Here is a 20,785-nt window from a genome sequence, read left to right as displayed (position 1 = left end):
TCTCGCTGACCGGGCAGCTCGCCCGCACCGCGCAGGTGCGGCACCCGCCGGCCGCGGCACCGGCTCAGCACACCTGGTCCCCGTTCTTGCTGACCGGGCAGCTCGCCCGCACCGCGCAGGTGCGGCATCCGTCGTTGACCTTGGCCTGGAAGAACGGCCCGGACATGCCGAGCGCCACGGTGTCGACCATGTCGCGCGCCCAGCCGGGGTCGGCGTCCTCCGACAGGGCCCGCTGGGCCTGCTCCTTGGCGTCCTTCTTGCCCGCGGCGTCGCCCACCTGGACCAGGGCCGCACCGCCGGGCTCGGTCATCCCGTGCCGCTGGAAGGCGCCCAGCAGCGCGGCGAGCTGGTAGACCCCGAGCTGGGGGTGGCGCTCGATCTCGGCGTCCTTCGGCCCGTTCTTGCCGGTCTTGATGTCGATGATCACGGCCCGGCCCTCGGCGTCGCGTTCGACCCGGTCCACCCGCCCCTTGATCTGCACGCCCTCGGAGACCATGGCCGTGAACGCCTCTTCCAGCCCGACCAGCTCGCGGGGGTTCTCCTGGTGCCAGCGGACGAACTTGGAGATCATCTGCTCGGCGACCTGGCGCTGCTTGCGGTTGTACCAGACGCCGCCGAAGTCGAGCTCGTGCCAGACCTCGTCCAGGCGCTTGCCGAGGGTGTCCTCGGCGGGCATGCCCGTCGCGGCGAGCACGGCCAGCGCGTGGATGACCGTGCCCAGGCCCCGCGCCGCGTCGGTGCCGCTCGCCCCCACGGAGGTCTCCAGCAGCCAGCGCAGGCCGCACTTGGTGAAGTTCTCCACCGCCGAGGGTGAGACGCGCACGATGTCGTCGGGCCAGCTCAGCGGGCGGTCGTCGGAGATCGGGGTGAGGGCGTACCACTCGTTGGGGTGGGCGCCGGGCACCCCGGCGGTGGCGAGCCTGGCCAGGTGCCCGGCGGCGGCCCTGCGCAGCGGGGTGGGCCGGGTCGGGTCGGAGACGGCCGAACGCAGGTCCGCCACCAGGGCGGACATGCTCAGCCAGCGGGAGCGCTCGTCGACGACCGTCTCCTCGGCCGCTCCGGGCACCAGCTCGCCGAGGAACCGGGAGGGCCGCTCCTCGCTGTCGTCGCCGCCCACGGCGGTGACGATGAGCCTGTGCCTGGCCCTGGTCGCCGCCACGTAGAACAGCCGGCGCTCCTCGGCCAGGAGCTGGGAGGCCAGCGCGGCGGAGACGGCGGCCGGGTTCTCGTGCTCCGATCCCTCCGCCCTGGCGACCATGTCGTCGGTGCTCAGGATGGACCCGCGCAGCCGCAGGTCCGGCCAGGCCCCCTCCTGCACGCCGGCGACGACCACGACGTCCCACTCCAGGCCCTTGGCGCGGTGCGCGGTCAGGATCCGCACCGACTCGGTGTCGGGGGCGCGCGCGGCGAGGGAGTCGCCGGGGATCTCCTGGGCGACCAGGTCCTCGACGAACACCTCGACGCCCGCGTGCGGCAGCCGGTCGACGAACCTGGCCGCGTGGTCGAACAGCGCCACCACCGCGTCGAGGTCGCGGTCGGCCATGGTGCCCCGGAAACCGCCCGCGACGCTCGTCTCGGTCCACTTCTCGGCCAGCCCGGTGGCCTGCCAGACGGTCCAGAGGACGTCTTCGGCGGTGCCGCCCTGCCGTACGGCCTCGGCGGCGCCGGAGATGAGCCGGGCGAGCCGTTCGGCGGGCAGCGCCACGTGCGGCTCCACCCGGACCAGCTCCCGCACGTCCTTCAGGGCCGCGACCAGCAGCTCACCCGACGAGCGCGGCTCGGCGGCGTCGCGCTCGCCGGAGTGGTCCACCAGGTCGCGTCCGTCGGGGTCCGTCAGCGCCTCGTGCTCGGCGATCCGCAGGGCCCGGCGCAGGCGGCGCACCCCGATCATGTCGGTGCCGCCGAGCGCGCCGGTCAGCAGCTCCTCGGCCACCCCCTCGTCGAGGGTCTCCGGATGGAGGGCGACCTGGATGAGCCTGATCAGCGGCCGCACGCCCGGCTCCTGGAACAGCGGCAGCGCACCACCGCCCACGACGACCGGCACCCCGGCCGTGACCAGGGCGCGGCGCAGCAGCGGCACCTGGCGCGTGGCCGAGCGGACCAGCACCGCCATCCGCGACCAGGGGACCCCGTCCAGCAGGTGCGCCCGGCGCAGCGTGTCGGCCACGACCGCGGCCTCCTGCGTGGCCCCGTCGGTCACCACCACCCGGACGTCGCCGGGCTCGGCCTCCGGCAGCGCGCGCAGGTCGCGGTGGGCGGCGCCGCCCGGGGTCGCGGGCAGGCGCGCGGCGACGCGGCGGGAGGCCCTCAGGAGCTCGGGGCCGCTGCGGCGGCACACACGCAGGGCGATGACGGGCGCGTTCTCGCCGTCGGCCGTGGGGAAACTCTCCGGGAAGCGCATGATCCCGCGCACGTCGGCGCCGCGGAAGCCGTAGATCGACTGGTCGGGGTCGCCGACCGCGACGAGGTCGCGGCCCTCCCCCGCCAGCTGCTGGAGCAGGAACTCCTGGGCCGGATCGGTGTCCTGGTATTCGTCCACGAAGACGACGTCGTAGGCGGCGCGCTCGCGCAGCCGCACCTCGGGGTCGGTGAGCAGGCCGCCGGCGGTGCGGATCAGGTCGGAGTAGTCGAGCACCGGCTCCATGTCCAGGTCGAACCTGGACTGGTAGCGGTCGGCGAACCGTCCGGCGGCCACCCAGTCGGGGCGGCCGTGCCGGCGGCCCAGCTCGACCAGCTCGTCGCCGTCAAGACCCCGCTCGGCGGCACGGGCCAGGAAGTCACGCAGCTCCTGGGCGAAACCACGGGTCTTGAGCGCCTCGCGCATGTCGTCCGGCCAGTGCGGGGCGCCGTCCTCCAGCTCGCCGTGGAGCAGGCGGCGGATCTCCAGGAGCTGCTCGGGACCGGTCAGCAGGCGGGGCGGCACGCCCCCGGCGAGCACGGCCTCGCGGCGGAGCAGCGCGTAGGCGTAGCTGTGGAAGGTGAGGGCGAGGGGGGTCCGGGTGGTGCGGCGCATCCGGCCGGTGATACGTTCGCGCAGTTCCTCGGCGGCCTTGCGGCTGAAGGTGAGGACGAGCACCCGCTCGGGATCCACGCCGCGGCGCTCGATCCGGTCCACCACGGTCTCCACGATCGTGGTGGTCTTGCCGGTGCCGGGCCCGGCGAGCACGAGCAGCGGGCCGCTCCCATGGGCCACCACCGCCCGCTGATGCTCGTCGAGCACGGGGGCAACAGCTCTCCCCGCACCCTCACGACGCACCAAACGCCAGCCCCGGCCACTCACAACTCGCCATTCCACCAGATCTCGGGCGATGATCGTGCCGACTCCGGGTGCGCGGCATGGCGGAACGTCGATCCGATCAGCCGGACGGCCGGGCCGTCCGGGCCGCCTTTCTTGGTCGTCGGAGGCGTATGCCCTGCTCAGACCGGCACAGGGGCGCGTGTGGCGCCGGAGGCCGGGGCGCCCCGGGCCGGTGCCGCGGCCGGCGGACGGGAGCGCGCAGTGACGCATGCCATCTGATCGCCGCCGCGGCCGGTCCGGCCCGGCACCGGGTCAGGAGACGGAACCGGGTCAGGAGACGAAGACGTGGTCGACCAGCCGGGCGGTCGCCTTGCCGTCGTCGCGGGGGGCGTAGCCGCGCCGGAAGCGTTCGTACCGCTCGGCGTGCGCGGCGGCCACCTCGTCGATCGTCCGCACCGCCTCGATCACCTGGGCGCCGGTGGTCAGCAGGGGCCCGGGGGCCTCGGCGGTCAGATCGAGGTAGAGGCCCCGCTTGGCCGAGTAGCGCGACAGGTCGTGGGTGAAGAAGAGCATGGGCCGCCCGGTCGCGGCGAAGTCGAACATGACGGAGGAGTAGTCGGTGATCAGCACGTCGGCGACCAGCAGCAGGTCCGCCATGTCCGGATACGTGGTGACATCGCGGCCGAGGCCCCGGGGCACGTTGGGCGCCGCCTGCATCGAGTGCGCCCTGATCAGGAACTCGTGGCCGGGACCGAGCACCCGCCGCGCCTCGGCCAGGTCCAGCCGGAGCGAGGCGTTCTTGCGGTCGTAGTCGCGGAAGGTCGGCGCGTAGAGCACCACCTTGGCGCCCTCGGCGATGCCGAGCCTGCGGCGTACCCGCGCGGCCAGCTCGTCCCGGTCGGGGGCCGACAGCACGTCGTTGCGCGGGTAGCCGCTCTCCAGGACCTCGCCCTGGTAGCCGAACGCCTTGCGCAGGATCGGGGTGGCCCACGGGCTCTGTGAGACCAGCAGGTCCCAGCCCCGCACCTCGACCGCCTGCCGGTGCCAGGCCGGCGGCTTCGGGTCGCGGGACATGTGCGGCAGGTCGTTGCCCAGGCGCTTGAGCGGGCTGCCGTGCCAGGTCTGCACGACCATCTGGTCCTCGCGGGCGCGGAACCACGGTGGCAGGAAGCCGTTGGTCACCACGTGGCGCGAGCGCGCGAGCACCGCGTAGTGCTCGCGGCTGCCCGCGCGGACCACCGTCGGCCGGATGTCGGAGCCGAACCCGAGCTCCGTCGAGCCCGGCGGCACGAACGCCCCGTCCTTGACCACCCAGATGTGCTCACGGTCGTCACCGCGCCGGACGCGCTCCTCGTAGATCGCCCGGACGTTGCCTTCGTACTGCCGGCCGTCGTAGGCGACGTAGACGGTCGCGTCGCTCAGCTCGCGGGCCCGCTCGGCCGGGTAGAACGAGCGCCGCAGGGCGTAGAGGCCGCCGGCGCCCTTCTCGTCGTCGGGCCGGTGCTCGGCGACGGTCAGCACCGGCACGTCGAACCGGGTGGAGACCAGGCGGTATTCCCGGCCGTCGCGGAGCTTGGGCTCCTCGTCCAGCGAGTCGAGGACGGCGTGGTCGACCCGGAGCGGCACGATCTGCCCGGCGGGGTCGCGGACCGCCATGCTCCAGCTCCCGCTGCCCAGCGGCACGGTCTCCCCGAAGCGGGGCATCGCGGCGGGCGCGAACCGCGCCGAGAAGCGGGATCCGGCCCGCTCCAGCGCGACGGTGTGGATGAGCCCGGTGCGGTGCCTGAGCGTCAGCTCGGCCGCCCCGGAGCCCGGATAGGAGCCTTCGAGGGTGAGAGCGCCGTTCTCGTCCCAGGTCGCCGCCGAGATGATCGGGCGGATCCGGTGCGCGGAGACGATCACCCGGTCGCGCCGGTCGCCCAGCACGGTGATCTCCCGCTCGCCGACGACCGAGCGGCTCTCCTCGGCCCGGCCGAGCATGACCGCGGCCGCCGGGTCGCCCTTGGGCTCGATCCAGAGCCGGCCGCCGTCGCGCTCCTGCAGCAGCGAGGGAACGGCGAGCGGCACGACGACCTCGGTGCCCCCCTCGACCGGGGTGAAGTCGGCCGACATCCGGTGGCCGTCCAGGCGCGCGTGGCCCTTGTTGTGCCCCCGGCCGGGCAGGAACACCTTCAGCTCCAGCCGGTCGCCCTCCAGCCGCACCTCCGTCAGCTCGGCCCGGGTGGGCTGGAGCACGACCTGGAGGGCGCGGTCGGAGGTCCAGACCGGGCGGACCCACCGGCCACCGCCGAGGTCCAGGCCCCGGGGACGCTCGGTGCGGCCGATGGAGGGGCCGCGGAGCAGGCCCTTGGCACGGGCGCCCCGGCTCCAGATCACGATCTCGGCACGCCAGGTGGTGGTGTCGCGCACGACGGCCCGATGGCGGAGCAGCCGCTTGCCGCCGCGCACGACGGCCCGCGCCGCGGCCCGCCAGCGCAGCGCCCAGGGGTGCAGCTCGGCGGTGAAGCCGGACCAGTCGTAGTTGCAGCCGGCCTCCTCGGCGCCGTGGGTGGCCTCCGGGTGGAAGATCCTGCGGGTGCGCAGCCGCACCGGGGGCAGCCAGCGAGGACCGCGCAGCACGACGGTGGCGCGATTGAACCGGGGGCTGCGGACCGAGAGCCCGGCCAGGTAGGCGTGGCCGCTGATCCGCAGCCGACCACCGGACCAGGAGACGTCCTCGACCTGGGTCATCGGGATCAGGTCGGCGGCGCGCAGCCGGTACATGGCCTCCGGCAGCTCGTCCTGGAGCGGCAGGTCCGCATACCAGCGCAGTTTCCTGCGGACCCGCCTGGACGGCTCCGCCGCGGCCGCGGCGATCTTCTGCAGCGCGTCGCCGTCGGCGAGGTCGTCCACCTCCCGGTGCTCGACCAGGTGGAAGGCGATCCTGCGGGCCACCGGCAGGTCGCGCTTGACCCGCGCGTCCACGCCGGCGAGGTAGGGCTTGACGGCCGTGACGAACTCGCGACGGCGGGCGGCGCCGCGCTTGACCGCCAGATCGAGCCGGGAGCCGAGCGGGCCGGCCAGCGCGTCGGCGTCGAACCTGCGGCGCTCGGCCGGGGTCAGCCCCTCGGCGAGCACCGCCGCCATGATCGCTTCGAGCGGTTCTCCCCGGTCACAGAGATCTTGAACAGCCCGTAGGCGGTCGGGGGCGGAATCGCCGCCGGACCGCGCTGGTGTGGTGCCGGTGGCCATGGGGGAGGCACCGCCTTTCGGACAGACCGCTGTCCTAGGCCATGTTAGTGGGCCGCGCTGGAGCCGGTTACGCCGTGCTTTCCGGCATCCCGTCCCATCGCGCCGAGCGCATGTCCGCGCGGGCGCCCCTCAGCGGGGTCCGCTCCTGCCGCCACTGCGCCAGACACCTCTGCTCGTGGCCCGGCGGCGGGGTCCCGTCGGCGTGCACGACACGCCACCAGGGCACGCCTCCACCCCAGGTGGACATGACTTTCCCGACCTGGCGGGGGCCTCCCTCGCCGAGGTATTCGGCGATGTCGCCGTAGGACATCACCATCCCGGGCGGGATGCGCTCGACCAGGTCGAGCACCCGCTCGGCGTACGGGGGCGGGTGGCCTACTGGCTCCATACGGCTGGCCCGGCCGCGAGGATCTCGTCGAGCTTGCCGAACTCGTAGGCCGCCGAGCCGTTCAGCTGCTCGACGAGGCCGTCACGGATCGCGTAGGACTCCCCGTCCTCGCCGACCAGGCGCGCGCCCAGCAGGGCGGAGACCCGCGCCAGCTGGGCCACCTGCCAGTCGGATCCGGGCGTGCCGGACAGGCCGCCGTTCCAGACGGCTATGGCGTGAACGGCCCCGTCGTGGCGGGCCAGGACCTCGCCCACCTCCTGCGAACCGCGGAACTCGAACCCCGCCTGCCCCAGCACTGTCGCGAGTTCCGCGAAGGCGAGAGGCGCCGGGCGCTCCACGCGCAACTCGTACCCCATGAGGGGCGACCCTAGCGAACATCCGGCGATCCTCCGACCGCCAGGGCCGTCATCCGCCCCACCGCGTCCGAACAGTGTCCAAAAAGCGTTCCAATCGATTCAACGCCCCGATGTCCCGCGGCCCGGCTCACGGCCATGGCCCGGCCTGCCCGGCCGCCCGTTCCCCGGCCGCCGGAGCCGCCGGCCCCGACCGCCGGGTGAGCATCACCACGGCCCCGCCGAAGGCCAGCAGCCCGCCGATCAGGCCCACGCCGTACAGACCGAGCCGGAACGGGTCGGGGCCGGGCCGGGTGGGCTCCCGGGACAGGGATCCCGCGCCGAAGTGCTGGACCGCCGGCGGGGACGCCTGCGCCGTACGGCTCATCAGCTCTCCCGCCCTGGCCAGCGCCGCGCCGGCGTCGACGACCCCGAATCCGACGTGGTCGTCGTATCCGGCGGCGGGGGCGGATGTGGCGGTGGAGGTGAGGGCCCGCGACACCAACTGCGGTGGGATATCCGGATATTTCGCTTTTATGAGTGCGGCGACCCCCGCAACCAGTGCCGCCGCGGCACTGGTGCCCTCCGCGGAGCGGTAGCCGCCGCCCGGGATCACCACCGGTATGTCCACGCCCGGTGCGGAGACCAGCACCGACAGGTTGTCGCTGCTGAACGGGGCCGGCCGGCCCGTCACGTCTACCGCGCCCACCCCGATGACGCCGGAGTATCCGGCGGGGAAGTTCCAGAAGGAGGTGGCGTTGTCGAGGGAGTGCTCGGAGCCTCCGTCGTTGCCGACGGCCGCGACCAGCACCACGCCCCGCGACAGCGCGTAGGAGACCGCCTCGCGCTCGGCCTTGTGCGGCCCGTAGGCGCCCAGGGACATGCTGACGACCTTGGCCCCATGATTGGCGGCGTAGCGGATCGCGCGCGCCACCGGGCTGTCGCTCTGCGTCCGCAGGTCCGCCTCCGGCTGGGCGGTCCGGTTCTCCGGCCCGCCCCGCAGGACCAGCGGCAGCGACAGGATCCGCGCCTCGGGCGCGGTGCCGAGGAGGCCGTCGGCGCCGTTGCCGGCTCCGGCGATGAGCGAGGCCATCGCCGTGCCGTGCCAGCCCGCGTCGGGCCCGCCCTCCGCGGGCTGCGCCGAACCCATGTCGGGGCCGGAGACGACCCGGCCGCGCAGCTCCGCGACGCCGCCGTCCACCGTGCTGTCCACCAGGGCCACGGTGACGCCCGCGCCTTTGGTGGTCTTCCATGCCTGCTCGACGTTCATCGCCTCCAGCACCCAGCGCTGGTCCGCGCGCACGTCGGCGGCGCCCACCGGGGTGGCGACCGTCAGGGAGAGAGCCGCCAGGGCGCCCGCCGCCCAGGCCCGCCGCCGCCTCAACACACGTTTCCCTGGGTGCACTGCGGCACGGCGCTGGGCTCGTCGCCCAGGGCACGGGCGATGCGCCCGGCCACCGCCTGCGCCGCCGGCCACAGCTCGCTGTGCAGGATCTCCTCCGGGGAGATCGACGCGCGGGTGCGCCCGTCGCTGTAGCCGGCGGTGGAGAAGACGACGTACGGGCCGACCGCGACCCAGGCGTTGCGCTGCCGCTGGGCGGCGCCGAACAGCTCGCTGGGCGTGCCGGGGAAGGCCACCGGCCGCACCCCCACGCGGTCGTCCACCGGCAACTGCGCGGTCGCGGCGATCCGCGTCTCCTCGTCCCGGAGCACCGCGACGCCCACGGTGATGACGAACATGGAGGTCTGGTCCACGTAGGTGGCCCGCAGCAGCGTGCGGCAGCCGTACTGGGCCAGGACGGAGCCCGTCGAGGCGTCCACGCCGGACCTGCAGGGGACCTCGGGGGCGAGGCCGACCCGCCGGGCGTATTGCTGGGCCCGGCCGAGGCCGATGTACTGAAGCTCCGTGGGAAAGACCAGATCGGTGGACCAGGCGTGCCAGCGCCTGGCGATGTCGTCCTTGATGTAGCGGGCCTGCTCGGCGGCCGTGAGCGGGCGGGCGGCGGTCTCCCGGAGCAGCCCGACCGCACCGGTCAGCACGTCGCTCGCGCCGATCGCCAGGATCGTGCCCATCAGGATCAGGAAGATCGTCCGGAACCGGATCCCCTGCTCCAGGGTGGCGCGCTCGGCGCGCTCGGCCGCCAGGCGGTCACGGCCCGCCGCGGGCCAGGCCCGGACCCGGACCCGCCGGGCGGCGGTGCCGGACGGGGAGACCCGCCGCACCCGGGTGCCGCCCGCGCGCGGCGTCCAGGAGCCGGGCGGCGGGCGGCCGTCGCGGGCGGGAGACGCCGAGGCCTCCGGTCGCCGTCCTGGCTCCTGGGGCCGCTCCGGCTTCGACATACCTCGATGCTACGTCGCAGGGCGCTGCCACCCTATCGTCGGAGTGCGTTTGTGATGTCACGGTCCGTGAGATCCGGCTGCGTCCGCACACCGGGACCGGGGACTGTCACAGGCGACCCGGCACACTCACGGAACCAGGACCGGGGACCGTCACAGGCGACCCGGCACACTCACGGAGCCGGGACCGGGGGCTCCGCCGCGTCCGCGGACCGGGCCGCCGACCGCACCCGCCCCACCAGCACGGCGATCACCGCCAGGGACGCGACCGCGCCGAGCCCGGCGGCCGCCGCCACCCCTCCGTACACCGTGATCTTGTGCTGGTCCCGGTGGATCACCTGCACCGGGGCCACCCCTCGGCCCAGCGGGCGTGCGGGGTCATGGCTGCCGGGGCCGGCGGTGAGGGTGTGACGGGAGATCCTGGCGGCCTCGGCGAGTGCCCGGGGGGCGTTGACGACGCCGAAGCCCATGCCGGTGTCGTAACCTCCGCTCGGCCGCCGGACCGCTCCGGTGGTGAGCGCCTGCGCGACCAGCGCGGGCGACATTTTCGGATATTTCGCTTTTATCAGCGCGGCGACGCCGGAGACCAGCGCGGTCGCCTGGGAGGTGCCGCGGCCGACCCAGTATTCGTCACCGGGACCGGCGCCGAGGATGTCCACCCCGGGCGCGGCCACCAGGACCGAGGGGTTCCAGTTGGAGAAGGAGGCCCTGCGCAGCCCCCGGTCGGCCGCGGCCACCGAGACCACCCCCGGGAAGGCCGCCGGGTAGGAGTAGGGGGCGTAACCGGTGGAGTCGGGCTTGCCCGCCCCCTCGTTGCCCGCCGCGGCGACGAGCACGACCCCCCTGGAGATCGCGTAACGGACCGCCGCGCGCTCCTCCTTGGTCGCCAGCTCCTTGGAGATCGACATGTTGATCACGTCCGCGCCGTGGTCCACGGCGTATCTGATCCCCCTGGCCACCACGTTCTCGAACCGCTCGGCGGTGTTGAACTCCCGGAATCCCGGCTCCTCGTCCTCCAGGATCACCCGGACCGACAGCACCTTCGCCCTGGGCGCGACCCCGATCACCCCGTCCGCCCCGCCGGGGCCGTGCCCGTGCCCGGCGATGAGTGAGGCCATGTAGGTCCCGTGCAGCCGCAGGGGGGCCACCCCCGGCGGGTTGGCCCCCGCGGTGAAGTCCTTGCCCTCGGTCACCGAGCCGGCCAGGTCACGATGGGCGGGGTCCACCCCCGAGTCCAGCACCGCCACGGTCACGTCCCCGCCCATGGAGGTCCGCCAGGCGCTGGGCAGGTCGAGGGTCCGCAGCACCTGACGCTGGCTGCCCCGGACGTCGTCGGCGTGCGCGGCGGGCGCCGTCCCCAGCGCGATCACGGCCAGCGCCCCGACGGCGCCCGCCCACCTCAACATCGCCATTCCTCCGAGACGCAGTCGGGCCGCACGGGCGTGGACAGGTCGGCGAGGACCCTGTCGGCGATGTCGCCGGTGAAGGCGAACATGGTCGGCCGCTGCTCCCCCACCGCCCTGGCCGGACGGCCGTCGATCTGACCGACCGTGGTCATCACCACGTACGGTCCGGCCTGCCGCACCAGGCTGTGCTGCCGCCCCGCCGAGGTGAAGCGGTCGGTGACCGTGCCGGGGAAGGCCAGCGCCTTCAGGCCCGGGGAGGGGCGGCCGCCCCTGGGCAGCGCCGCCTTGGCCGCGGCCGCGCCCGCCTCTCCCGGGAAGGCCGCGACGCCGACGGTGACGACGACGCCCTGGAGCGCGTCGAGATAGGTGGCGCGCAGGATGCCCCGGCAGCCCGCCCGGCGCAGCGCCTTCCCCAGCTTGGCGTCCACCCCCTTGTCGCAGCGGGTCTCCGGCGAGATGCCCACGCGGCGCGCCTTCTCCTCCCCGCCCTGCTCGGCGGCGTAGCTGATGGTCTCGGGGAAGACCCGCCCGGCGGGCCACACCTGCCAGCGCCGGGCCATCTCACCGGCGGCGGCCCGCTCCAGCTCCGCCACGCTCGGACCGCGGGTGAGCTCCGTCCCCGCGATGCTCGAAGCCACCCCGGCCACCACCGCGCAGGTCAGCGTCAGCACGGACGCCGCGACCAGCGTCGGCCAGGCAGGCCGCCGCTGACCTGGGGCTCCGTTCACGTCTCCGACCTTAATGTGGCGAGGAGGGTGTCATCCGCCGTTCCGCCCAGATCAGACGGATTAGAAGGCACTTGGGGGGCGGAATGACACGACGCCCCGCGGAGCGGTGCTCCGCGGGGCGTCGGCGGTGGCCGGTATCGGGTATGGGGGTCAGTAGCTCGGCAGGCTCGGGTCGACCGTCTTGACCCAGCTCAGCACGCCGCCGCCCACGTGGACGGCGTCGGAGAAGCCGGCGTTCTTGACGATCGCCAGGACCTCGGCCGACCGGGCGCCGGACTTGCAGTGCAGGACGATGCGCTTGTCCTGGGGGAGCTTCTCCAGCGCGGAGCCGTTGAGGAACTCGCCCTTGGGGATGAGCACGGCGCCGGGGATGGAGACGATCTCGTACTCGTTCGGCTCGCGGACGTCGATCACGTAGATGTTCTCGTCGGCGTCCTGCATGGACTTGAGCTCCGTCGCGGTGATCGTGGAGCCCGAGGCGGCGTCCTGGGCCTCCTGGGAGACCGCGCCGCAGAACGCCTCGTAGTCGTCCAGGAGCTGGGTGACTGTCGGGTTCTTGCCGCAGAGCACGCACTCGGGGTCCTTGCGGACCTTGACCGAACGGTAGTTCATCTCCAGGGCGTCGTAGATCATCAGCCGGCCGACCAGCGGCTCGCCGATGCCGGTGAGCAGCTTGATGGCCTCGTTGACCTGGATGGAGCCGATCGAGGCGCAGAGCACGCCGAGCACGCCGCCCTCGGCGCAGGAGGGGACCATGCCGGGGGGCGGGGGCTCGGGGTAGAGGCAGCGGTAGCAGGGGCCGTGCTCGGCCCAGAAGACGCTCGCCTGGCCGTCGAAGCGGTAGATCGAGCCCCAGACGTACGGCTTGCCGAGCAGGACGGCCGCGTCGTTGACCATGTAGCGGGTGGCGAAGTTGTCGGTGCCGTCCACGATCAGGTCGTACCGGGAGAAGATCTCCATGACGTTGTCGGTGGTCAGCGCCACGTTGTGGACGACCACGTCGACCAGCGGGTTGATCTCCCGGACGCTGGCCGCGGCGCTCTCGGCCTTGAGGCGGCCGACGTCGGACTGGCCGTGGATGACCTGGCGCTGCAGGTTGGACTCGTCGACGACGTCGAAGTCGATGATCCCGAGCGTGCCCACGCCCGCGGCGGCGAGGTACAGCAGGGCCGGCGAGCCCAGGCCGCCGGCGCCCACACAGAGCACCTTGGCGTTCTTCAGGCGCTTCTGCCCGGCCATGCCCACGTCGGGGATGATCAGATGGCGCGAATAACGGCGCACCTCGTCGACGGTCAGCTCGGCTGCCGGCTCTACCAGCGGTGGCAACGACACAGTTCCACTCCCGTTTCAGGGCGTCATGGCGGTGCGGCTGGGCACAGCACGCACCACTCACAACCTAACGCGGTGCCTCAGTCATTCCCAATCGGGACGGGAGCAGTCTCACCTATCAGACGCCGGGCCTCACGGGCCACCCTTCCGGGAAGTTCCATCTGTGCCACGTGCCCGGCGTCGGGCAGCAGCACCAGCCGCACGTGCGGGAAGGTCCGTCCGGCCCGCGCGGCCATGCGCGGGTTGACCAGCCGGTCGTGGCGGCCGTGGACGACCAGCGTGGGCGCGGTCACCCGGGCCGCCTGCCGCCACAGGTTCTCCGCGCCGCGCCTGAAGTATTCGGCGACGATGCCCCGGGCCGAGCCGACCAGCGCGGCCGCCGCGTACGGCAGGCCGTCCCTGCGGCGCAGCTCCTCGGCAGCCTCCCGCAGCCGCTCCGGGTGGAGCCGGCCGAGGTCGGCGTAGCACATGGCGAGCGTGGCGTTGAGCCTGCGCTCGGCCGGCAGGGCGGCCAGCTGCGTCGCCGCCCACTCGCCCAGCCTCGGCACCGCCGACAGGGCCACCCGCGCCGGGCCGTATCTGGGCAGCAGGTCGGGCAGGGCCGGCGAGATGAGCGTGAGGGAACGGACCAGCTCCGGGCGGGTCGCGGCGACCCGCACCGAGACCGCGCCGCCCAGGGAGTTGCCGAACAGGTGGACGGGCCCGGTGGCGACCCGTTTGATCAGCGCGGCGACGGTCCCGGCGTGGGCGCCGACCGAGTAGTCGCCACCGGGCGGCTCGGGCGAGTAGCCGGATCCGGGCAGGTCGATCGCGTGGCCGGTGACCACGTCGGACAGCTCGCCCATCAGATCGGTCCAGTTGGTCGCCGAGCCCGCCAGGCCGTGCACGTAGACGGCCGTCTCGGTGGGGCCGGGCGGGGTCGAGCGCACATGGACGCTCCGCTCCCCCAGCTCGATCAGCTCACCCGGCCAGCTCGGAATCGGCTCGACACTCACACATCCTCCTTTGTCCACCTTTGTCCGCCTTCCTTTAACGATAGCCCCCGCCGTGCAGCCCGCACACAAATGCGACATTAAACACATTCCACTCCAAAACTCACAGATAAAGTCCAACATCATCAATAAACGGATAAGCAGATAGTAAAAGCCGCTAATCTCCGTTTGTCACCCGAGATGCCAGGAAATCAAGACAACCAGGGATGGACCATTAGCGACCATCCCGGGGCATTTTTCGATCACTCCGGAAAATGCCTTAAACGGGGCAACCGATCCTTTCAAGGGGGAAACGCAATGCCCAAGTTCAAGAGTGTCATCGCAGGTCTCGCACTCAGCACGGCGATGGCCGGTGGCGGCGCCGCTCTCGGCGGCGTCACCACCGCGGCCAACGCCGCCGCCGGTGCGACCACCACCTCCATCGCCTCCTTCCAGGCCAACTGGGGCTGGGCCGGCTGCGGCTGCCACCGCCGGTGGCGCTGCGGCGGCTGGGGCGGCTGGCGGGGCAACCGCTCGTGCCACCACCGCCACCACCGTCAGAAGTTCAACATCAACATCAACAACAACAACAACAATGAAGAGGACGCCCAGAACGACAACAACAACAACAACGTCTAGCCTTCCGGGCTGGACGCCGGACCGGGGTCGCGCTCGGCTCTGAGCGCGGCGGGTGGTCGAGACATCTGACCGCCCACGCCCCGATCCACCGTTGTTGCCCGCTCCGGGCCCACGGCGGGGCAATGGCTTCGGGCCCACGGCGGAGGAGCGGGGTGCCCGTGTCCAGCAGGATCGCGATTCCCCACAGGGAGCCGTGATCACGCGGAGGACACGGGCACTCGAAAGGCGGTTTCCGGGTCTTCGATTCTCAGCCGGCGCGTGAAATCGCTTTTCTCGGCATTCCAGGTGAGGGCTCCAGGCTTTCGGGTCTGGAGCCCTCACTCCACGGAGAAACCGGTCTCCGGCGCGTCGGCGTTCATCCGCCCGTTCACGCCGGACGGCGCGCATTCCGTTTACGGGAGGCCTTTTCCTTTTCTCCGGCCTTTCCGTTATTTCCGGTGTCTCCGGCATTTCCGGCCTCTCCGGCGGCGGGCTCCGCAGGGGCCCTCTCCCTCGCCGGAGCCGTGCCACGGCGGTCTTTCTTGGCCGCCTCGACGCTGGCGCGGAGGGCGGCCATCAGATCGGCCGGCGGCCCCTCCTCGACCGGGACCTCGGCGGGGACGATCTCCCGGCCGGCGACCTTCGCCTCGATGACCTCGTGGACCGCCTCCCGGTAGGCGTCCTTGTGGGCGGAGGGGTCGAAGTCCGCGACCATCGCCTCGATCAGCGACTCCGCCATCCTCACCTCCTGCGGCCGGACGTCGACGCCCTCCTCCAGGAACGTGAAGTCCGCCGGGCGCACCTCGTCCGGCCAGAGCATGGTCTCCAGCACGAACACCCCCTCGCGGACCCGGAGCGTCGCCAGGGACTCGCGCTGCCGCAGCGCCACCTTGACGACCGCCACCAGCCCGGACCGCTCCAGCGCGTCACGGAGCAGCGCGTACGGCTTGACCCCGACGGCGTCCGGCTCCAGGTAGTAGGACTTGTCCAGCAGGATCGGGTCGATCTGGTCCGCCGGACTGAACTGGAGCACCTCGATCCTGCGCGAGGTGGACAGCGGCAGGTCCTCGAAGTCGTCGCCGGCGAGCACGACCATGTCCCCGTTGGGGAACTCGTAGCCCTTGGCCACGTCGGCGAACGAGACCTCCTCCTCGCACACCTGGCAGAACCGGCGGAACCTGATCCGGCCGCCGTCCTCCCCGTGCACCAGGTGGAAGGTGACGTCACGGCGCTCCGTCGCGCCGAACAGCCTGACCGGGATCGTGATCAGCCCGAACGAGACCGTGCCTTTCCAGATGCTCCGCATGGCGACCCCCTGCCTTGGAGTTACCCGTCAAGTTTCGCGCACATGTTCGGAAATGGCGCCAAGTAACTGCAAACACTCACCAACCGGGCAGGTACCCCTCATGGCAGACCCGATGCCATGCCTTTCTCAGCAGGCGGGGCCCGACGCCGTACGCTTGGCGATGTCCGGTGTTCGCAGGAGAACGGAAACAGAGCGGATGTCAGAGATGGATGTGCGCGACGACAGCCTGCACGGGGAAGAGCCCGAGGACGCCCGCTCCGAGGAGATCGGGATCGAGGCGCCCGAGGCCGACGCGGCCGAACAGCACCGCCGGGCAAGCGACGACGTCGGCGACTGGCCCGGGGAGACCTCGCCCGAGGCGCCCGAGGCCGACGTGGCCGAGCAGCACCAGTCGGTGGACGCCGACGGCCCCGAATGGCCCGACCACATCCCGCTGGAGGCCGACCCCGCCGACGCCGCCGAGCAGAGCCGCACGGTGGAGCTGGACGAGGACGACTACCGTTGACCCGGGTCACGCGGCTATCGCTGACCCGAGTTACCCGCGCGTAGGATGATTCAAGACAGCAGGAGCACCCGCAAGGAGAACGCCGTGACCGCTACCCCGGACGCCAAGCCCCGGGGCACCCGGCTGCCCCGAATGGCCCGTCGCCGCCAGCTGCTCAGCGCGGCGCAGGAAGTGTTCGTGGAGAACGGCTACCACGCGGCCGCGATGGACGACATCGCCGAGCGGGCCGGGGTCAGCAAGCCGGTGCTCTACCAGCACTTCCCCGGCAAGCAGGAGCTCTACCTGGCCCTGCTCGACCTCCACGTGGACGACATGATCGCCCGCTGCCGCGACGCGCTGGCCTCCACCACCGACAACAAGCAGCGTGTCCAGGCCGCGATCGGCGCCTTCTTCGACTTCGTCTCCGGTCAGGGCGAGGCGTTCCGCCTGGTCTTCGAGTCGGACCTGCGCAACGTCGCCTCGGTCCGCCAGCGCATCGAGCGCAACCTCCGCGAGAGCGCCGAGATGATCAGCCAGGTCATCCAGGAGGACACCGGCTGCTCGAGCGACGAGGCGCGGCTGCTGGGCGTCGGCCTGGTCGGCATGGCCGAGGTCAGCGCCCGCTACTGGATCAGCAGCAACGGCTCCATCCCCAAGGACGCCGCCACCCAGCTCATCGCCCGGCTGTCCTGGCGCGGGATCTCGGGCTTCCCGCGCACGAACGCCGACCACTGACCGACACCTCTGTTCGCTTGACGCGATCAACCGGCGCGTCGCGCGCCCGATGGGGCGACCATGGGACGAGCAGCCCTCGTCGAAAGGGAGCACTATGGAAATCAAGATCGGCGTGCGTTCCGTGCACCGTGAGCTTGTAGTGGAGACCGACCTGTCGGCAGAGCAGGTCGAGGAGGAACTCGGCAAGGCCATCACCACCGAACGCGGCGTCTTCGGCATCACCGACAGCAAGGGCCGCAGGGTCCTCGTCCCGATCTCCTCACTCGGCTTCATCGAGATCGGTGAGGACGAGCCCAGGACCGTCGGTTTCGGCGGCACCCTCTAGACCCCGTACGGCTCGCGCCAGGCCGTCCCCTGTCGGCCATGGCGCGGGTCCGGGGCGCCGGGCGCGCGGCGGGCTCAGCCCGCGCGGCACCCGTCCCGCTCGCCCAGCCCGCAGCAGCGTGGCCGACGGGCCCGGCGGACGCGGTGCCGTCCCAGGGTGATGGCCGGACAGTCGTCGCCGCCCCTGCGTAACACGGCGCGCGAAGTCCAGCGGTTCGGCCCACATCTCGTCAAGGAACTGCCGTAGCGGCGCGAGGCCCTCATATCTCGCACGTTACAACCGTTCGGCGCCTTCACGCTGCTCGATCAGCAGACCTGTCCGCAGCCGCCCCCGCCCGCCCGCGGCGGACGCCGTCGGAGAACGGACCGGGCCTCCCCCGGCGGAGCGGCCGCCCGCCGGCCCGCCCGCCCCTGCGGATCAGGGTCCCGGGGTCAACCCCATGGCGGCCATCCGCCTGCCGTGCGCCTCCGTCAACCGGGCGAACATCCGGCCGATGTCCTCCCCGGCCGCCTCCACCAGCAGCTCGGCGAGCTCCGGCCGGGCCGCGGCCACGTGCTGGCCCTGGCTCAGCGACTCTCCCACCAGCCGCCTGGCCCACAGCGCCAGCCGCCCGCTCAGCGTGGGGTCCTCCTTGATGGCCGCGCCGACCCGCTCGACGGCGAACTGCGACCGCCCCTCGTCCGCGAGCACCTCGTCGACGAGCCGCCGCGTCTCGGCGTCCACGCCGGCGGCGGCCTCCCGGTAGAAGTCGAGCGCGATCCCGGTGCCGACGTACGCCTTGACCAGCGCCTCCGGCCAGTCTCCCGGGGTGGTCTGGGTGTGCCAGTCGTCCAGCGGCCCGACGAACGGGGCCATCGCCTCCTCCGGATCGATCCCGAGCGAGGCGATCCGGTCGTGGAGCAGCCGGAAATGGGCGTATTCGGTGGCGGCCAGGTCGCCGAGCGCGGCCCGGTCGGCCAGTGACGGGGCGTGCCGCGTGGCATCCTCGGCAAGGCGGAGGAACGCGGTCAGCTCCGCGTAGGCGAGCACGCCGAGCAGGTCGGCGACGCCGGCAGGGGAATCACTCATGAAGGCAGCCTACGAGTTGACTGACCCGGCGATTCATCAGGAATACTAAGAAATCGGTTCCGCGTTGTGGTATCGAGTACACTGCTCTGAGAAAGTGCGACCGCACTGTGTTAATCCAGGAGATCTGCTCCCGGACGCCCCCGAAGTCGGCATGACGCCGCAGCGGTCGCTGATGACATGAGAGGGCTGGCCCTTCCACGAGGACCCGGGCACGGGGATTTTTGCGTCCGTGGTCCCGACAGGCTTGCCTTCAACGGAGATTTAGGCAGGCCAAGCTGACGACGTTCCGAGACCTCGGAGTCACACCAGAGATCGCCGATGCCCTCGAGACCGAGGGCATCATCACGCCGTTCCCGATTCAGGAGATGGCACTCCCCCTGGCCCTCAACGGCCAGGACATCATCGGCCAGGCGCGCACCGGCACCGGCAAGACCTACGCCTTCGGCGTGGCGATGCTGCAGCGTGTCGGCAAGCCCCGGAAGAACCGCAAGAAGCCCCGCGGGCTGGTCGTCGTGCCGACCCGTGAGCTGGCCGTCCAGGTCACCGAAGACCTGGTGACGGCCGCCGGCAAGCTCGGCTCGCGGATCCTCACCGTCTACGGCGGGCGCGCCTACGAACCCCAGATCGAGGCGCTCAAGCAGGGCGTCGACGTCATCGTCGGCACCCCGGGCCGCCTGCTCGACCTGGTCAAGCAGAAGCACCTCGACCTCGGCCAGATCGACGTGCTCGTCCTCGACGAGGCCGACCGCATGCTCGACCTGGGCTTCCTGCCCGACATCGAGCGCATCATCAAGCTCATCCCGGACAAGCGGCAGACGATGCTGTTCTCCGCGACCCTGCCGGGCGAGATCGTCGCCCTGTCCCGGCGTTACCTCACCCGCCCCACCCACGTGCGGGCCGAGAACCACGACGCCGAGGCCGAGGCCACGCCGCAGACGACCCAGTTCGTCTGGCGCGCGCACCGGATGGACAAGATCGAGATCGTGGGCCGCCTGCTCCAGTGCGAGGGGCGCGGGCTCACGATGGTCTTCTGTGAGACCAAGCGCGCCTGCGACATGGTCGTCGACGAGCTCAAGAGGCGCGGCTTCGCCGCCGCGGCCGTCCACGGAGACCTGGGCCAGGGCCAGCGCGAGCAGGCTCTGCGGGCCTTCCGCAACGGCAAGATCGACGTGCTGGTCGCCACCGACGTGGCCGCGCGCGGCATCGACGTCGACGACGTCACGCATGTCGTCAACTACGACTGCCCGCAGGACGAGAAGGCCTACGTGCACCGGATCGGCCGCACCGGCCGGGCGGGCAAGACCGGCGTCGCGGTGACCTTCGTGGAGTGGGAGGACCTCACCCGCTGGAAGGTCATCAACAACGCGCTGTCGCTCGACTTCGCCGAGCCCGTGGAGACCTACTCGACCTCCCCGCACGTCTTCAGCGACCTGGGCATCCCCGAGGGCACCAAGGGCGTGCTGCCGCACGCCAACCGGTCCCGGGCGGGCCTGGCCGCCGAAGAGGTCGAGGACCTCGGCGAGACCGGGCGCGTCCGCTCCCGCGGTCCCCGCAGGGGGCGCGAGGAGGAGCGGGAGGAGCGCCGCGAGCGTCCCGCCCGCACCCCCCGGGAGCGCCGCCGCACCCGCGGCGGCCGGTCGGGCGAGGAGGCGGCGGAGACCGTGCAGGACGTGCGGGCGGAGGAGACGGCCGTCGAGGCGGCGCCGGTCGAGGAGCCCAAGCGCCGTCGCACACGTGCCGGCCGTACCGCCGAGGAGACCCCGGCGCCGGCCGCGGCCCAGGGGATCCAGAGCCCGCTCGTCGAGCTCCCCGAGGTGGAGGTGGATGTGACCTCTCGCAAGGACGACCGTGACGACCGGTCCGCCGAGACCGCGCCCCGCCGGGGCCGGACCCGCAGGGCCGGACTGAACCCCGAGGTGAGCCTCACCGAGGGCACCGGGGCGCAGGCTCCCGACGGACCCGCGGCGGAGCAGGCCGACAGGCCGCGCCGCAGGCGTGAGCCGGTGGCCGAGGTCCCGCAGTGGGAGGAGGAGCCCGTGTCCGACCGCTGGGACGACGAACCCGCCGAGGCGCCCGCGCCCCGTCCGCAGCCGGAGAAGATCATCCCCCCGAGCCCGTTCGCGGTGATCTTCCAGTCACCCGACCTGGCGACGGACGACGACGAGATCGCCCCGTCGGCGGCCTCCGAACGGGCGCAGAGCCGCCGCCGCCCGCCGGGCAGGGGCCAGCAGCGGGGCGCACGCCGCCCGAGCTAGCCGGTACCGAAGGGAAGGGGCGCGACCACGAGGT

The 20,785-nt window shown here is 72.5% G+C and carries 17 protein-coding genes; 5 read left to right on the top strand and 12 right to left on the bottom strand.

The window, feature by feature from the left end; translation table 11 throughout:
• Positions 1-64: 64 nt before the first annotated feature.
• The 10 genes from J2S55_RS22210 to J2S55_RS22165 all read right to left on the bottom strand — a co-directional run bounded on the left by J2S55_RS22210 (position 65) and on the right by J2S55_RS22165 (position 13,984).
• Entirely contained in the window at positions 65-3,220 is a 3,156-nt protein-coding gene (locus J2S55_RS22210) for an ATP-dependent helicase (protein ID WP_306864235.1), read from the bottom strand.
• A 348-nt stretch (positions 3,221-3,568) separates the two neighbouring features.
• On the bottom strand, positions 3,569-6,364 hold the full coding sequence (locus J2S55_RS22205; RefSeq protein ID WP_306864231.1) for a CDP-glycerol glycerophosphotransferase family protein: 2,796 nt from the start codon (positions 6,362-6,364) through the stop codon (positions 3,569-3,571).
• A 172-nt stretch (positions 6,365-6,536) separates the two neighbouring features.
• Positions 6,537-6,857 (bottom strand): MGMT family protein, encoded by a 321-nt coding sequence (locus J2S55_RS22200; protein WP_306864228.1) that lies wholly within the window; start codon positions 6,855-6,857, stop codon positions 6,537-6,539.
• Complete coding sequence (locus J2S55_RS22195) at positions 6,845-7,213, bottom strand: hypothetical protein (RefSeq protein WP_306864226.1); 369 nt, start codon at positions 7,211-7,213, stop codon at positions 6,845-6,847. The genes J2S55_RS22200 and J2S55_RS22195 overlap by 13 nt, the downstream gene beginning before the upstream one ends.
• 127 nt (positions 7,214-7,340) lie before the next feature.
• Positions 7,341-8,576: a S8 family serine peptidase gene (locus J2S55_RS22190; protein WP_306864224.1), complete on the bottom strand. Its 1,236-nt coding sequence runs from the start codon at positions 8,574-8,576 to the stop codon at positions 7,341-7,343.
• Complete coding sequence (locus J2S55_RS22185) at positions 8,570-9,529, bottom strand: hypothetical protein (RefSeq protein ID WP_306864222.1); 960 nt, start codon at positions 9,527-9,529, stop codon at positions 8,570-8,572. Before J2S55_RS22185 ends, J2S55_RS22190 begins: the two co-directional genes overlap by 7 nt.
• A 170-nt stretch (positions 9,530-9,699) precedes the next feature.
• On the bottom strand, positions 9,700-10,932 hold the full coding sequence (locus tag J2S55_RS22180) for a S8 family serine peptidase (RefSeq protein WP_306864219.1): 1,233 nt from the start codon (positions 10,930-10,932) through the stop codon (positions 9,700-9,702).
• A complete protein-coding gene (locus tag J2S55_RS22175; RefSeq protein ID WP_306864217.1) occupies positions 10,926-11,660 on the bottom strand; it encodes a hypothetical protein in 735 nt (244 codons plus the stop codon). Before J2S55_RS22175 ends, J2S55_RS22180 begins: the two co-directional genes overlap by 7 nt.
• Positions 11,661-11,810: 150 nt before the next feature.
• A complete protein-coding gene (gene moeZ / locus J2S55_RS22170; RefSeq protein WP_306864215.1) occupies positions 11,811-12,992 on the bottom strand; it encodes an adenylyltransferase/sulfurtransferase MoeZ in 1,182 nt (393 codons plus the stop codon).
• Positions 12,993-13,069: 77 nt separating this feature from the next.
• On the bottom strand, positions 13,070-13,984 hold the full coding sequence (locus J2S55_RS22165; protein WP_306864212.1) for an alpha/beta fold hydrolase: 915 nt from the start codon (positions 13,982-13,984) through the stop codon (positions 13,070-13,072).
• 294 nt (positions 13,985-14,278) lie between these two features.
• On the opposite strand from J2S55_RS22165, the gene J2S55_RS22160 reads away from it, so the two are divergent.
• The gene (locus J2S55_RS22160; protein WP_306864209.1) at positions 14,279-14,599 is read left to right on the top strand and encodes a hypothetical protein; all 321 of its coding nucleotides are present in this window, start codon (positions 14,279-14,281) and stop codon (positions 14,597-14,599) included.
• Between the two features lie 367 nt (positions 14,600-14,966).
• Here the strand turns inward: J2S55_RS22160 and ku are convergent, their stop codons facing one another.
• On the bottom strand, positions 14,967-15,884 hold the full coding sequence (gene ku, locus J2S55_RS22155) for a non-homologous end joining protein Ku (RefSeq protein ID WP_306864206.1): 918 nt from the start codon (positions 15,882-15,884) through the stop codon (positions 14,967-14,969).
• A 196-nt stretch (positions 15,885-16,080) separates the two neighbouring features.
• On the opposite strand from ku, the gene J2S55_RS22150 reads away from it, so the two are divergent.
• The 3 genes from J2S55_RS22150 to J2S55_RS22140 all read left to right on the top strand — a co-directional run bounded on the left by J2S55_RS22150 (position 16,081) and on the right by J2S55_RS22140 (position 17,428).
• Complete coding sequence (locus tag J2S55_RS22150) at positions 16,081-16,389, top strand: Rv3202a family protein (protein WP_306864203.1); 309 nt, start codon at positions 16,081-16,083, stop codon at positions 16,387-16,389.
• Positions 16,390-16,473: 84 nt separating this feature from the next.
• The gene (locus J2S55_RS22145) at positions 16,474-17,103 is read left to right on the top strand and encodes a TetR/AcrR family transcriptional regulator (RefSeq protein WP_306864200.1); all 630 of its coding nucleotides are present in this window, start codon (positions 16,474-16,476) and stop codon (positions 17,101-17,103) included.
• Between the two features lie 94 nt (positions 17,104-17,197).
• The gene (locus J2S55_RS22140; protein ID WP_306864199.1) at positions 17,198-17,428 is read left to right on the top strand and encodes a DUF3107 domain-containing protein; all 231 of its coding nucleotides are present in this window, start codon (positions 17,198-17,200) and stop codon (positions 17,426-17,428) included.
• A gap of 417 nt (positions 17,429-17,845) precedes the next feature.
• Here J2S55_RS22140 and J2S55_RS22135 read toward each other — a convergent pair whose 3' ends face one another.
• Positions 17,846-18,496 carry a ferritin-like fold-containing protein gene (locus J2S55_RS22135; protein ID WP_306864197.1) on the bottom strand — a complete coding sequence of 217 codons (651 nt, stop codon included), beginning with the start codon at positions 18,494-18,496 and terminating at the stop codon, positions 17,846-17,848.
• 365 nt (positions 18,497-18,861) lie between these two features.
• On the opposite strand from J2S55_RS22135, the gene J2S55_RS22130 reads away from it, so the two are divergent.
• Positions 18,862-20,751, top strand: coding sequence for a DEAD/DEAH box helicase (locus J2S55_RS22130; protein ID WP_306864194.1), 1,890 nt, complete (start codon positions 18,862-18,864; stop codon positions 20,749-20,751).
• Positions 20,752-20,785 lie beyond the last annotated feature (34 nt).

Origin of the sequence: Streptosporangium brasiliense, assembly GCF_030811595.1 — a bacterium.
Taxonomy (GTDB): domain Bacteria; phylum Actinomycetota; class Actinomycetes; order Streptosporangiales; family Streptosporangiaceae; genus Streptosporangium; species Streptosporangium brasiliense.
The sequence above is the reverse complement of the archived record's forward strand: the minus strand, read 5'-3'. Positions and strand labels throughout refer to the sequence as shown.